General features: G+C 47.2%; 9 protein-coding genes. 4 read left to right on the top strand and 5 right to left on the bottom strand.

Annotation, left to right across the window (positions count from 1 at the left end):
- Positions 1-222: 222 nt before the first annotated feature.
- Entirely contained in the window at positions 223-4,179 is a 3,957-nt protein-coding gene (locus B3A20_RS10620; RefSeq protein WP_290764533.1) for an EAL domain-containing protein, read from the top strand.
- A 96-nt stretch (positions 4,180-4,275) separates the two neighbouring features.
- On the opposite strand, the gene B3A20_RS10615 is transcribed toward B3A20_RS10620, so the two are convergent.
- A complete protein-coding gene (locus tag B3A20_RS10615; RefSeq protein WP_290764531.1) occupies positions 4,276-6,549 on the bottom strand; it encodes an aconitate hydratase in 2,274 nt (757 codons plus the stop codon).
- Positions 6,550-6,768: 219 nt separating this feature from the next.
- Positions 6,769-7,494, bottom strand: a complete 726-nt coding sequence (locus B3A20_RS10610; protein WP_290764529.1) for a PDZ domain-containing protein — start codon at positions 7,492-7,494, stop codon at positions 6,769-6,771.
- Positions 7,495-7,609: 115 nt separating this feature from the next.
- Between B3A20_RS10610 and B3A20_RS10605 the strand changes: the two genes are divergently transcribed.
- The gene (locus B3A20_RS10605; protein WP_290764527.1) at positions 7,610-8,395 is read left to right on the top strand and encodes a fibrobacter succinogenes major paralogous domain-containing protein; all 786 of its coding nucleotides are present in this window, start codon (positions 7,610-7,612) and stop codon (positions 8,393-8,395) included.
- 33 nt (positions 8,396-8,428) lie between these two features.
- Positions 8,429-8,740 carry a YbjQ family protein gene (locus B3A20_RS10600; protein WP_290764525.1) on the top strand — a complete coding sequence of 104 codons (312 nt, stop codon included), beginning with the start codon at positions 8,429-8,431 and terminating at the stop codon, positions 8,738-8,740.
- Between the two features lie 84 nt (positions 8,741-8,824).
- On the opposite strand, the gene trpA is transcribed toward B3A20_RS10600, so the two are convergent.
- Positions 8,825-9,568: a tryptophan synthase subunit alpha gene (gene trpA / locus B3A20_RS10595; protein ID WP_290764523.1), complete on the bottom strand. Its 744-nt coding sequence runs from the start codon at positions 9,566-9,568 to the stop codon at positions 8,825-8,827.
- Positions 9,569-9,738: 170 nt separating this feature from the next.
- Positions 9,739-11,013, bottom strand: a complete 1,275-nt coding sequence (gene trpB, locus B3A20_RS10590) for a tryptophan synthase subunit beta (protein WP_290764522.1) — start codon at positions 11,011-11,013, stop codon at positions 9,739-9,741.
- 594 nt (positions 11,014-11,607) lie between these two features.
- Between trpB and B3A20_RS10585 the strand changes: the two genes are divergently transcribed.
- Positions 11,608-12,975, top strand: coding sequence for a hypothetical protein (locus B3A20_RS10585; protein ID WP_290764521.1), 1,368 nt, complete (start codon positions 11,608-11,610; stop codon positions 12,973-12,975).
- A gap of 91 nt (positions 12,976-13,066) precedes the next feature.
- On the opposite strand, the gene B3A20_RS10580 is transcribed toward B3A20_RS10585, so the two are convergent.
- A complete protein-coding gene (locus tag B3A20_RS10580; protein ID WP_290764520.1) occupies positions 13,067-14,221 on the bottom strand; it encodes a DHH family phosphoesterase in 1,155 nt (384 codons plus the stop codon).
- Positions 14,222-14,456: the final 235 nt, after the last annotated feature.

Here is a 14,456-nt window from a genome sequence, read left to right as displayed (position 1 = left end):
TTTCTGTTAAATGCCCCCAAAAGTGAAAAAAATCACAAAAAAATCAAAAATATTACATAAAACTTGCATAAAACTTGCATATTATGAAGTATTAAATTATTTTAAACATCAGAAGTTATTTTATTTTTTGGGGGAGCGGTGTAATGGGTTCGTTAAGGGGATGCTCTAAAAAGCTGTTGTTGGCTTTTAGCTGTCATCCCCGTGTAACGGAGGCGTGTGGCTATGTCGGTGCAAGATTCTTTATTGTTTCCAGAGGGTACGTGGACGGAGTTGGAAAACTCCGAGGTCCCGCTTGCGGTCTATCAGTTTGCTGATGGACGTATTCGTACAGTTCTTGTTTCTAACGGACTAGTTCGGTGGCAACCGCCTGGAGGAACCCGTGAAAGCCTGATTAAGTTCCTCAATACGGACATGTATCGGGATGTCCATCGTGAAGATATTGTTTTTGTCGCAACCAAGGCTAAGGAATTTGCAAAATCCAATGACGGACGCTACGAGGTTGTTTACCGTCAAAAATTGTATGGCAAGGACGAATACTGTACGGTGCATGCCCAGGGTTACCATCGTTTTTTGAAGGACGGTTCCAAATATACGGTTGTCGTTTATGACGATGTCACCAAGGCTTTTAAAGAATGTAAAGATTGCCGTCAGGAATTTGATACAAGCCTTATCGAATTTTTAAACAATGACAGCGTAGAACCGTTTGTTATTGCTGATGCCAAAACACATGAAATTTATATGCTCAGTGCTTCTGTGGAAAAAATATGGAAGCCTGTAAGACCTTTTAATTCGGGGATTACATTTGAAGATTACTTCTTTGAACCGGATGAGCCTCAGCTGATTACGCTTGACGAAGTTCTTGAGAAAGGCGAAGTGATTGTGCCTAATTCGCGCACGGGTGGCGACCTGATTTTAAAGGCAAGCCTCATCAAATGGCATGGCAAGGATGCTATTTTCCACAGGATAAGTGAGAGGACTGACCGCTATTTCGATACATTGACGGGGCTTCCGAACATGGAATATGCCCGCATGCGTGGCGAGGACTTTGCTGATGATATCAGGATTGCAGGCGGAATTCCCTGTGTCATTTATTTTGATATTGTCGGGATGAAACTTTACAACAATGCGAATGGTTACGACAAGGGTAATGAGTTCCTGCTCAATTTTGCGGCTTTCCTAAAAAAGCAGTTCCCAAACAACCTCATTTGCAGACAGTCCAATGACCATTTTACAATCATAGCCGACAACCGCAACGTAGAAGAAAAGCTGAACGAAGTCCGCAAGTATGTCAAGAGTGTCATTTCGAAAATCTCGATGGACGTCAATGTCGGCCTTTGTAAAATTGATGAATTTGAGGACATGCTCAATGCGAGTGAAAAAGCGAAAATTGCATGCAAGGTCCAGAAGCTGTCGGGTGATAACTTTATTCGTTATTACGATGATGACTTGCGCAAGGCGCTCGTCTTGCAAAATTACGTTGTAAACCATATCGATGAGGCTATTGAAAAAGGTTACATCAAGGTTTATTATCAGCCTGTTGTCCGCACGATTACGGAAACGTTCTGCGGCATGGAAGCGCTTGCCCGCTGGATTGACCCTCAGTATGGGTTCCTGAATCCGGCCGTCTTTATCGGGGCGCTTGAGGAATCGCGCCAAATCCACAAGCTCGATAGCCATGTCATCAACATAGTCTGTAAAGAAATGCGTAAGGAGATGGATGACGGAAACCCCGTGGTCCCGGTCTCTTTCAACTTGTCGCGTCTGGACTTTATCGGCTGTGATATTTTTGAAGTTGTCGAACGGGCGCTAGACAAGTACAAGATTGACCGCGATTACATTCGCGTTGAAATTACGGAAAGCATTATGGCTTCGGATTCGTATGTCCGAAACGAAATTCAAAGATTCCGTTTGGCCGGTTACGAAGTCTGGATGGACGATTTTGGTAGCGGATACTCTTCGCTCAATACGCTTAAGGACTATAAGTTCGATGAACTCAAGATTGACATGGTGTTCCTCTCGAATTTCAACGAGGCCTCGCGCACCATTATTCGTTCGACGGTCCGTATGGCGAAAAACCTTGGGCTTAAGACTCTTGCCGAAGGTGTCGAGACCAAGGAGCAAATGGAGTTCTTGAAGGGCATTGGTTGCGAAAAGGTCCAGGGCTATTATTACGGAAAACCCATGCCTTTAAAAGAGACGCTTAGACACATGGCGGCTATGGGGATGCATATTGAAGACCCGAAATCGCGTCTCGTCTATTCTAGGCTCGGTAGCCTAGATTATTTGGTGGATACGCCTAAAGCGGTCATGTCGTTTGAAAATGGTATGTTCAAGTTCCTGTTTGTAAATAAGCAGTATGAAGAACAGCTCCAAAGCCTTGGCTTTAGCGGTTTCAAGGACGCCGAGGATGCTAGCAACGACCCCAAAAACCCGGTTTACAACAAACTCCGTGAAATACAGCAGGCGGCATACAGGGCGCCTCAGCAGGTGACTTACGCCACTCACGGAACCTACGTTTTTTTGACGGGTCGGTTGGTTGCCGATATCAATGGCGCCCGTATTTACGACATGTCGTTTCGCAATACTCATGTGAGCGCTGAAGACAGTTCGTCTGGTTCTCAAAATGTCGTAAAGTTCCCAGTAGAAGCAAAGACTATTTTGCTTGCGACGGTCAATTTGCCGAACAGGTCCATTCTTGAAGGTATTTTAAGGTCGGATTACAATCTGTTGTTTGCCGAAGATGGTGAACAGGTCTTGAATATTTTGCTGGAATATGGTAATAAGATTTCGATAGCGTTAATCGATGCGGCCCTCCCTAAAATTGATGGCTTTAAGATCATCCAGAAGTTCAGAGGGGAAAAGCGTGAATTCCAGATTCCTTTTATCGTGATGTCGGATAACATGGAACTTGCGAAGGAAGGCGTCCGTTTAGGGGCTTATCAGTTTATCTTGACGCCTATCAGCAACAAGGAACAAGTCAAGTCCAAAATTGACGGAGCCATCAAGAATACGGAGTTGCTCCACCAGCTTGCTCTAAACTATATGGAATACGTTCCTGGTGGCGTGATTCTTCTGGAGGCTATGACCGGTGACATTCTTTACGTGAATGGCCGTGCGCTTGAAATTTTTGACTGCGACGGTGTTGATGATTTCCGCTGTCTGGCGGGTAATAAGCTTGAAGGTGCCGTGCTTCCTGAAGATTATGCTACGGTAGACGAAAAACTTGAAACGTTGTTCCGCAGTGGCAGCGCTTTGCCGACGCAGACAACCTATCGCATCAAGACTAAGAAAGGTACAGTCAAGCGAATTTACCACGTAGGACGTTTCTTTAGGGATACGCCGTATGGACGAATTTTGTCTGTATTCGTCTCTGAAGATGATATGGCTTTGAAGAACTACTTTGGTCGCAAAAATGCGTTTAAGTTGTTTATGGCTTCGGGTGAGGCGACTCATACCAAGTCGTATGAACCGGGATATAAGGCGTTCTTGTTCTGGAACCTTACGAAAAATTCTCCGGTTATCAGAATGGAAGGCATTAGCTATATTCCGGAAGAAATGAATGGCAAGTACACTTACGATGCTCATTACAACTACCTGTTGGGTCTGATGTCGAAAGATAGCGTGAATGTCCAGAAAACGGCTAATTACACTCGTGAAAAGCTGATTCTGGCTTATGTAAATAAGCGTCCGGTTCCTCCGCTGAACTTAAATTACAACTTCAAGAACGGCTGGTTCTCTATCAAGTCAACATTTGATATGATGGCCGATCCTGATTCTGGTGATATCATTCTAAAATTACAGAACGAAAATGATACGGATGTTGAAGCCTACAAGGAATTGACGGACGCCGTTGTCTTGAACCTGTATGATCAGATTATCTACATTGATGGAAATACAGATAAAATGCTCACGCTTTCAAGCGTAGATGGCAAGCCCATGTATGTCCAACGGTTGATTTCGGATTCTATGGATGTGCTTTGCAGGCTGTTCCAGATTCCGCTTTGTTCCTCGGAAAAATTCTTGGAAAAGGCGAGACTCAATAGCGCAACCGGTGAAACGTATGGACGAAAACTGATTTCTGAAAATGGAGAAGTTAAGTTTATTCGTGCAAGAGCGCTTTTTAATGGCTCTCAAAAGTACATTATTACTGTTTCGGACGTGACTAACATGGAGTATTAAATTAGGGTTGATTTTAATGCAAAAAGTCTCCAGGATTTCCTGGAGACTTTTTTATGGCTTGCTGTTATGAACCTGCTGAGAGGTTGCACCAAGCTATTACTTGTTGTTCGCGCGGATGAGGTTGAGGGCCGAACCCGCCTTGAACCATGCCCACTGCTGTTCGTTGTAGGTGTGGCTGAGCGCGATGTTATCGACCGAGCCGTCCTTGTGGTGGGCGACGAGCGTGAACTCGGAACCCGGAGCGAACTTGGTGAGGCCAACGATGTCGAACACGTCCTGTTCCTGAATCTTATCGTAGTCGGCGGCGTTCTTGAAGGTGAGGGCGAGCATGCCCTGCTTCTTGAGGTTCGTTTCGTGAATGCGGGCGAAGCTCTTCACGATCACGGCCTTCACGCCGAGGAAGCGCGGTTCCATGGCGGCGTGTTCGCGGCTGGAGCCTTCGCCGTAGTTTTCGTCACCGATGACGATGGAGCCCGTGCCCTTGGCCTTGTAAATCTTGGCAAGTTCCGGAACTTCCTTGTAGCTACCGCACTGGCAGAGAACCTTGTTCGTTTCGCCGTTGAAAGCGTTCACGGCGCCGATGAGCATGTTGTTCGAAATGTTTTCGAGGTGACCGCGGTAGTTGAGCCACGGACCTGCCATAGAAATGTGGTCGGTAGTGCACTTGCCCTTTGCCTTGATGAGGAGCGGGGCACCGGCGATGTCCTTGCCGTCCCAAGCGGCGAACGGGGCGAGAGCCTGCAAACGCTTGCTTTCCGGGTTGATGGAAACGGTAATCTTGGAGCCGTCTTCTGCCGGAGCCTGGTAGCCGGCGTCTTTCACGTCGAAGCCCTTCGGCGGGAGTTCGCACTGTTCTGGCGGGTCGAGCTTCACTGCCTTGCCTTCGTTATTGACGAGGGTGTCGGTCATCGGGTTGAAGCGGATGTCGCCAGAGAGGGCGGCGATTACAGCCATGAGCGGGGAGGCTACGAAGGCGTGCGTATTCGGGTTACCGTCAGCGCGCTTTGCGAAGTTGCGGTTAAAGCTGTGGACGATGGTGTTGAGTTCCTTCTTGTCGGCACCTGCACGGTCCCAGCGGCCAATGCAAGGACCGCAGGCGTTCGTCATAATCGTTGCACCGAACTGCTTGAACAAATCGATGAGGCCGTCGCGTTCAGCGGTGTAGCGAACTTGTTCGGAACCCGGGTTGATGAGGAGCGGGCATTTCGGGGTAAGACCCTTGGCGAGAGCCTGCTTGATCATGTTCGCGGCCATGTAGAGGTCTTCGTAGCTGGAGTTCGTGCAAGAACCGATGAGGGCTGCGCTCACGACCGGCGTAGATTCCGGCTTCGTTTCGGTAGCCTTGAGGGATTCTGCCATGTCGGTCACGGCGAATGCACGGTCCGGGCTGAACGGGCCGTTGTAATGCGGGATGAGCGTGTTGAGGTCGATTTCCACAACGCGGTCGAAGTACTTTTCCGGATTTGCTTCGACTTCCGGGTCGGCCTTGAGGTCGGCGGCAATCTTGTCGGCGGCATCAGCGACGTCGGCACGGCCTGTAGCGCGGAGGTAACGGCTCATGGAATCGTCGTAGCTGAAGGTGGAGCAGGTGGCGCCCACTTCGGCACCCATGTTCGCAATCGTTGCCTTGCCAGTAGCGGAGAGGCTGCGTGCGCCTTCGCCAAAGTATTCGATAATAGCGTTCGTGCCACCCTTAACAGTGAGGATGCCTGCGAGCTTGAGGATGATGTCCTTTGCGGTTGCAAAGCCCTGGAGTTTGCCAGTGAGCTTCACGCCGATCATCTTCGGGTACTTGAGTTCCCACGGGAGGCCGACCATCGCATCGACAGCATCTGCACCGCCCACGCCAATCGCGAGCATGCCAAGACCGCCAGCGTTCACGGTGTGGGAGTCGGTACCGATCATCATTCCGCCTGGGAAGGCGTAGTTTTCGAGCACCACCTGATGGATGATGCCTGCACCCGGGAGCCAGCAGTCAATGCCGTACTTGGCAGAGACGGACTGCAAGAAATCGTACACTTCCTTGCTTTCTTCCTTGGCGCGGGGGAGGTCCTTTTCGACACCTTCGCGAGCGATAATCAAGTGGTCGCAGTGCACAGAGCTCGGCACAGCCACGCGGGACTTGCCCGCAGTCGTGAACTGGAGGAGGGCCATCTGGGCGGTTGCGTCTTGCATGGCAACGCGGTCCGGGTGGAATTCGGCAAAATCAGCGCCGCGCTTGTAAGTTCTGTTTTCTGCGCCATCGATCAGGTGGCTGTAGAGAATCTTCTCGGCGAGAGTGAGCGGGCGGCCAAGCTGCTTGCGGGCAACAGCGACGCGTGCAGGAATGCGAGCGTATGTGGCCTGGATCATGTCGAAATTAAAAAGCATAGTTACCTCATGAATTTTTCGGGCGTAAAGATAGCTTTTTAGAACTTAGATTTTAGAACTTAGATCTTAGAATTGTTGCTAATGAACTCGATTTGGTTTCGAAGTGGGAAAAAGGGAAGAATTAAGCGTTTGGGGTATGTTAACACGACTTCTACGCGGCCTCTAGAAAGTGTAAAGGCGGGGCTTGCAAATGTAATGTGCGAACAAGAAATGTAATGGTTAAAGCTTAAATGGTATTTCAACGTGTCTTTCTTGTCCATTTCTAACGAATGTTATGTTCCAAATATCACCTATTTTTGATTTTTCTAAAACGTCAAAATAATCTTCTGGAGAATTAATTCTTTTCCCGTTTATGTTTGTGATTATATCGCCATGAATTAAATTGGCGTAATATGCGGTCGTGTTTTTATATACAATATTGATTAAGGCTCCGGTGTTTTGCTGATAAATTTCACGATCGTGTTGTGATAGTTCAGATACCGCAATTCCTGGTGTATAAGCTTGTCTATTTTTATAGGGAATAGGAATGAATAGAAAAGCTGAATAATTGTATTGATTTATTTGCTCTGTGTATGCTATTGTGGAGGTTATTGCGTAGGACATCACTCCACTTGAACCTGTATATTCGTCAGTCCATAATGCGATTGTTGCTTTTTCTTTTTTGCTGAGCTTCTTTAATGCCGCATTAACTTCATATTCGTTGATTTCATCATCGTTGAAGAATGAAGAACCTAAACACCAATACCATTGTGATGCGATGTCTCTATATTGTTCCTCTATATTATTTGTTTTGATTATTTTAGGTTCTTGTCCATCTTTAAGATAAGCTTCTTTGGGGTAATATCCTTCTTTATGCCAAGGATTATAGTTGTTTTCGAACGCTGTTGTGGCGCAACCTGTGAAAAAGAGTAAGCTGAAAATGCAGAAAGCTAAGATTTTTTTCATGGTGCAAATATATTTTTTCTTTTAGTAATTTTCAATTATGTTCTGTTGGAGCTCTTAAAAAGCTGCTTTTGTGATGTGTGCGCGATACGGACAATTTTATATTTTCAATGTAATCATGTCTGTAAAATCTACGTCCCAAAAGGTTCTTTTTAAGCTTCTGAATTGGTTGCTTGGTGCCGCAACTTTTGCTTGCGTTGCCTGTGACAGTAATTCTACGATTTCCTTCAGCGATGAAAGCATTTACGATGCTGAGAAAAATACATTAATCGATCTACGTGACGGACAAGTTTACCGTACTACGACTATAGCTCCCGAAGGAACGGGCTATTCCAAAGTATGGATGGCACAAAATTTGAATTACCGCTATAATTTGAAGTCCGTTAATGGAGGTGTCGCCGATACATCAAGTTATTGCGTCTATAACGATCCGGAGAAATGCAAAACGTTGGGGAGGCTTTATACATGGCCTGCCGCTATGGACAGTGCCGCTTTATTCAGTACCGATGGCAAAGGCTGCGGTTATACGAGGGACTGCAAAGCAAGCGAGGTCGTTCGCGGTGTATGCCCTAAAGGTTGGCACCTCCCTAGCATGGAAGAATTCGAAGCTTTGCTAAATGCGGTGGGTGGCAGTTCTATTGCTGCGTTGAAACTAAAAGCAACTCATGGCTGGACTGAAAACGGCAACGGTGCGGATGCGTTTGGATTTGCGGCGATGCCGGCTGGTTTCAGGGATGCTAATGGGCATTTCGGATTTCAGGATAGCAGTGCGTATTTTGGGAGTACGACTGAAGTCTATTTTGCCAATTCTTATTTCATGGATATGTATTTCCGAAACAACTCTGCGGATATCCCTGGCGATAACAAGGATATTGCATTTTCTGTCCGCTGTGTGAAAAATTGATTTTATATTTAGACGTATAGAAAAGGAGAATTTATGAAACTTTATACAACAGATTTTATTACGGGCAAAGAAATAGAAACTCTTCAAATGGTAAGAGGGAGCGTGGTTTTTAGCAAGAATGTGGTGCGCGACGTGTTTGCCGGGCTCAAGACTCTTGTAGGTGGAGAAATTGCAGGCTATACCGAAATGCTTAACGATGCTCGCAATATAGCCATTGGACGTATGATTAGCGAAGCGACTTCTATCGGTGCTGATGCAATCGTAAACGTGCGTTTTGCTACAGCCTCGGTGATGGCTGGCTCCGCTGAAATCATTGCTTACGGAACTGCCGTAAAATTCAAATAAAAGAAATGTCGTATGGATAAATTCCATACGACAAATTTCTTTTGTGAAATGCGCTTGGGAATGCGCGGGAAAAATACGCGCGGGTTACTTCCCGGCGATTTCCTTGGCTTTTGCTTCGATTTCGGCGATGGCTTTTGCGCGGCCTTCGGCGGTGTCTGCGTTGCTGAGCACAATATTCACGAACACGGAACCTGCGACCACGGCGTACACATGCTTAGAGAGCACCTTGGACTGTTCGCCGTTGCGGATACCGAAGCCGCCGAGCACCTTCGCGCCACCCTTACCGACGGTGTCGATAAAGTCAAGCGTTGCCTGGTCAATGGTGGTTTCGCTGCCGGTTGTACCTGCGCGGAGTGCTGCGTAGATGTACTTGAAGCCCTTGGATGCCATCGTTTCAAGGCGTTCTTTGGTCATGCTTGGGGCCGCCACCGGGATGTTTTCGAGGCCATGCTTCTTGCAAGCTTCGGTGAGGCCTTCATCGCAATCGAACGGCAGGTCCGGAATGATACATGCAGAAACGCCTGCGTCCTTGCACATCTTGACAAAGTTTTCTACACCCGGCGTAAAGGCGAGGGAGCCGTAAGTCATGATGTAGATCGGCGTTTCGGGGTGGCGTTCGTGAATCTGCTTCACGATGGCGAGACCCTGCTTGGTGGAATAGCCCTTTTCGAGAGCGATGGTGGAGGCGGTCTGGATGGCCGGACCGTCTGCGCTCGGGTCGCTGAAGGCGAGCTGAATTTCAAGGATGTTTGCACCACCCTTCACAAGTGCGTCGGCGATGGCGATAGAAGTTTCAGCGTCCGGAAACCCGGCAATGAGATGAGACATGAGGTTCATAATAGGTATTAGGTAGTAGGTGTTAGGTTTTAGGATTTTGTTATGGATTTTAGGTTTTGGGCATTTGGAGATAGGAGTTAGGATTACTTCACGGTTTTAGCACTTTTATAGATGCGCTTGCGCGTGTTTTTTCCTAAGACCTATAACCTGTAACCTACAACCTACTTATTCATTATCTCCGCGTCGTGGATGTCTTCGTTGTTGTCGAGGCGTTTGAGTTCGGCCTTCAGGAATTCCTTCCACTTTTCGGGGCGGAACACGGGGCTCGTGATAAAGATGTCCTTGTCACCGCGGCCACTCATGTTGATGACGAGCGCCTTGTCTTTCGGGAGTTCCTTCGCAATCTTCATAGCGGCTGCACCGGCGTGAGCGCTTTCGAGGGCAAACAAAATGCCTTCGTTACGGGCAAAGAACTTGACGGCTTCAAGAGCTTCCTTGTCGAGAATCGCGGTGAATTCCACGCGGCCCGATTCGCCGAGGGCGGCGAGCTGCGGGCCAATGCCCATGTAGTCGAGGCCTGCCGAAATGGAGCGCGTCGGCATGGATTGACCGTCTTCGTCAATGAGGAAGCGGCTCTTGTAACCCTGCACAATGCCTTCGCGGCTGGCGTTACCCGTCATGCGGGCTGCGTTTTCGCCGACGTTCGGGCCAATGCCTCCGGCTTCTGCACCAATCAGGCGCACATTCGCATCGTTGATGAACGGCGTAAACACGCCGATGGAATTGCTACCGCCTCCGACGCAAGCGACAACGGCTGCGATGTCGATGTTGCGTTCTGCGGCTTGGCGCTTGACTTCTTCGCCGATTATGGACTGGAACGTGCGAACGATATCCGGGAACGGGGCTGGGCCGAGAGCGGAACCGAGCACGTAATGAGTGTTCTTAAAGTTCGTTGCCCAGTCGCGCATCGCCTCGTTCACGGCATCCTTGAGCGTGCGGCTACCGCTCGTGACCGGCACAACCTTTGCGCCGTACATTTCCATGGTGGCAACGTTCGGCTGCTGACGGCGCACATCCACTTCGCCCATATAGACAACGCATTCAAGGCCGAGCTTGGCGCAAGCGGCGGCAGTGGCGAGCCCGTGCTGACCGGCGCCTGTTTCGGCGATGATGCGGGTCTTGCCCATTTTCTTTGCAAGTAGGCACTGGCCGATAGCGTTGTTGATTTTGTGGGCGCCTGTGTTGGCGAGGCCTTCGAGCTTGATGTAAATCTGCGCACCGCCCAAAAGCTTGGTTGCCGTCGGGGCAAAGTACAGCGGAGTTTCGCGGCCGATGTAGTCGCGCTGGATGATGTGGAGTTCTTCGAGGAATTCCGGATCGTGAATGTACTTGTTGAATGCCGCTTCGAGGTCGTCGAGCGGGCGGCGGATGATTTCGGCAACGTACTTGCCGCCGAACTTGTCAAAGAAACCGTTGTTAGAAGTTGTAGAGGTCATTGTTGTTCTGTCATCCTGAGCGATGGGCGGAGCCCGAAGTCGAAGGATCTAGTTAAGGGTTAAAGTCTCTATGCCTGCTGAGGCGCTGCGAGTCCAGAAACCAAAAAAAATCGGCTTCCGGAGAGTCCCGAAAGCCTTTTACAAACACTTGATGAAATCAGCAAACCGGACTCTATTTCGTAGAGCCCCACCACCAACGGTTGAAACGGATTACTGCGTTCATCTTCATACTATAAATGTAGGAATGGAAATTTAATTTGGCAAGGGAATGGGAAATTTTTTTCGATTTTTTCTCGATATAAAAAAGGGGCTTTGGAAAATTTCACTATTTACTTATATTTACATTGACATAATTTAGAGTTCGCTCTTATTCTTGTAGTTGAAAAACGACCAAAACTTTCTAAGCAAGAGAAAAAGGGCAGACACTCACACCCTATGGTGTGGGTCGTTTGCGTTTATTTTGCTTAAGGTTTACTTGGTCGTTACCTCAACTACGATGGCGCGGACGATTCCACGCCTTTTTTGTGCGGATCGAAAACGTTTTTACGGGATGAGGTGGGCTCCATTGTTGGATTTTTAACCAATGGAGAAAAAATGAAAAGTAAACAAGTTAAATGGACTAGCCTTGTTGGCGTATTTGCCCTCGTAGGAATGTCCCTTCTTTCTGCGTGTGGTGATGACAGCGCTTCGCCGGTTGTTCCGCAGGTGAGTGAAAAGGAAAGTAGCTCCAGCAAAATTAAAAGTAGTTCTAGCGAAAAAAGAACGAGCGTTGAATCAATGTTTGAACTTGGAGCTTGTAAAAATTCAAACATTAGCGAGCGTATTTTTGTTTCTGAAGAAGTGGACTATTATACGTGCTCTTATGTTGATGGTAAATATACCTGGGCTCCAGAGAAAAAAGCAAAAAGCTCAAGCAGCGTGAAATCGTCCAGCAGCATGGCAAAATCCAGTAGTTCTGCAAAATTATCGAGTAGTTCGGTAAAATCGTCAAGCAGCACTAAAGCTTATACAAATGTTTCTGATGTTTGGACAGGCAAGATGACTAAGCCATCAACAGAATTTATTGATGGAAAGTCATTCATGCTTATCTATACCGCTGAGGAATTGGCGTATTTTGCTGACCAGGTGACGAATAAGGGCGAAGAAAGACTTAATGCCAAGTTGATGCAGCATATCCGCCTTAACCCTGATAATATGGTGGATGAAAAAGGAAATTTGATTTTGCCTCAAAGTTCTTTGAATGAATGGACGCCGATTGGTGGCGGAACGGATAAAATTATGTATAAAGGAACTTTTGACGGAAATGGTTATATTGTTTCTGGCATTTATGTAAATAAGCCTGCTTATGAACGAGCTGGTTTTATTGGAACTCTTGGCGCTACGACTAAAAGCGATAGTGGACATGTAATGTTCCTTGGCATTGAAAATTCCTACATTGTTGGAGACAAATATGTTGGCGGTATTGTTGGCCGAATGAACTATGCTGAGATTCAACAGGTATTCAATCGAAAGTCTTATGTCAAAGGCTCTGATTTTGCTGGTGGTATTGTTGGTTACAAAAACTATGGATGGTTGTATTACGCCTATAATTCTGGAATGATTGTAACTCAATCTAATCGTACAGCTGGAATCGCAGGCTTTAACAATAACTCGGCTTCAACAATTAAGGTTTGTTATAATGTGGGTTTCCTGATCGCTCCGAATAACCAACGGGCTGCAGGAATTTCGAATACTACGAATTCCAATACGTATAATACTTCTGTGAATTCATTTTATCTAATCCAAGATGACCGTAAGCTGATTGCTAATGGAGCTTTGGAAAAAGAACAATATTTTATGCAAAGTGATGAATTTATTAGTACCATGAATGGCCTTGCTTTTGACAATATTTATGTTGCCGATGATGACGACATTAATGATGGTTATCCAGTGTTTAAATGGGAAAAGCCTATTATCAGATAATTGAAATACAAACGGAAAAAAATTAGGCTTCCGGTAAATCCCGGAAGCCATTTTGCTATAGTGTTGAAATTTTTTGAGGCAAGGGGTGGTTTTATTTTTTCTTGCCTTCGAGGTATTCCGTGATTTTTGGGACCATCAGCGACTTGCGGCTGATTTTTTCGGCGGAGAAGTAAACGCCTTCGCTGAAAAGTTCTCCAAATGCACTTTCGGCGATTTCTTTAGCCGTGGCTTCGTAATCATCTGAAGCGTAGATGATGGTGTAGGAACCCGATTCGATGAACGGTGTTTCGGCCGCGGTCTCCGAATCCGGATTCGGGTCGTGTCCGTCAACCTTGGCAAAGAGAATGTCGCGCTTCTTTTCTTTGGCAATTTCGGGCATCACGGCGGCGAGACGTTTAAAGAAATCCTTCTTGGTCGAATCGACATACCAGTCGTTGCTTGCGATTCCAATTTTGACGCCTTCGATTTCGTAATCCTTGTAGTCGGAGAGGAAAATTTCTTTGTCTGTCATGCCGTAGTAATCGTGCGACGCATCGTCCATTTCGCGGGAGAGCTTGGCGACGCTATCGGGGGAAAGCTTGAGCTGTTCGATGAGGCTTTTCCATGCAGACGAATCTAAAGCCGAGGATGCGACTTTGGTCAAGTTGCGCGTGTCAGAAAGGATGCCTGCCAAAAGAATCTTGGCCATGTCGTTATCGATTTTGACGTCGGCCTTTTTGTAGAGATCCCAAATGATGGTGCAGGTGGAACCGATCATTTGACGGTTCACGTAAGTGTCGGAGGTGATTTTTTCATCAAGGTCGCCAGGAATGTGGTGGTCGATAATCTGGAGAATCTTAGCCTCTTTGACTCCTTCGACGGACTGCGCGGATTCGGCGTGGTCGGTGAGGATGAGACGCGTACCGGCTTTTACAGACGACATCTGTTCAGGAATTTTGAATCCGAATTTCTCGGCGATGTAAGCCGTTTCGCGATTGATTGGACTTACGATTTTGGCTACGGCGTTGTGCCCCAAAGCTCGCATGAGTGCTGCATAACTCATAGCCGAAGTGACTGCATCGACATCAGGAGTCTTGTGCCCGATGACGAATGTGGTGTCGGAACCCCAGTCCAAGGCGTTGACGGTGTTTTTGAATTCTTCTCCTTCGTTGTTGGAGTCAGAAGAAGTGCTGTCGCCGCAAGCGCAGAAAAGAGCGCCCGAGAGACAGATGGATATGATGTTGTTGAAAAGAGTTTGTTTGTTCATGTCGCAAAAAATAGCTTTTTTCGCTTTTTGCGGGATTTTGTAAATTATATTTTTTTTTGCGGTTGCAGAGGCGCAGCAAAATGAAGATGCAAAAAAATAGGCTTCCGGCACATTCCGGAAGCCATTTAACTAAACACTTGATGAAACCAGCGAATCCGTTCCGTTTTACGGGAACCCCTCCCGCAAGCGGTCTGAGTGGATTACCGATTTCACCTTTACGTATGTCAATATATAA

Origin of the sequence: Fibrobacter sp. UBA4297, from assembly GCF_002394865.1 — a bacterium.
Taxonomy (GTDB): domain Bacteria; phylum Fibrobacterota; class Fibrobacteria; order Fibrobacterales; family Fibrobacteraceae; genus Fibrobacter.
This window is presented reverse-complemented; position numbering and strand designations above follow the sequence as displayed.

Coding starts and splice junctions, on each gene's coding strand:
- B3A20_RS10620 (WP_290764533.1), top strand. CDS start 223: ATGTCGGTGCAAGATTCTTTATTGTTTCCAGAGGGTACGTGGACGGAG.
- B3A20_RS10615 (WP_290764531.1), bottom strand. CDS start 6,549: ATGCTTTTTAATTTCGACATGATCCAGGCCACATACGCTCGCATTCCT.
- B3A20_RS10610 (WP_290764529.1), bottom strand. CDS start 7,494: ATGAAAAAAATCTTAGCTTTCTGCATTTTCAGCTTACTCTTTTTCACA.
- B3A20_RS10605 (WP_290764527.1), top strand. CDS start 7,610: ATGTCTGTAAAATCTACGTCCCAAAAGGTTCTTTTTAAGCTTCTGAAT.
- B3A20_RS10600 (WP_290764525.1), top strand. CDS start 8,429: ATGAAACTTTATACAACAGATTTTATTACGGGCAAAGAAATAGAAACT.
- trpA (WP_290764523.1), bottom strand. CDS start 9,568: ATGTCTCATCTCATTGCCGGGTTTCCGGACGCTGAAACTTCTATCGCC.
- trpB (WP_290764522.1), bottom strand. CDS start 11,013: ATGACCTCTACAACTTCTAACAACGGTTTCTTTGACAAGTTCGGCGGC.
- B3A20_RS10585 (WP_290764521.1), top strand. CDS start 11,608: ATGAAAAGTAAACAAGTTAAATGGACTAGCCTTGTTGGCGTATTTGCC.
- B3A20_RS10580 (WP_290764520.1), bottom strand. CDS start 14,221: ATGAACAAACAAACTCTTTTCAACAACATCATATCCATCTGTCTCTCG.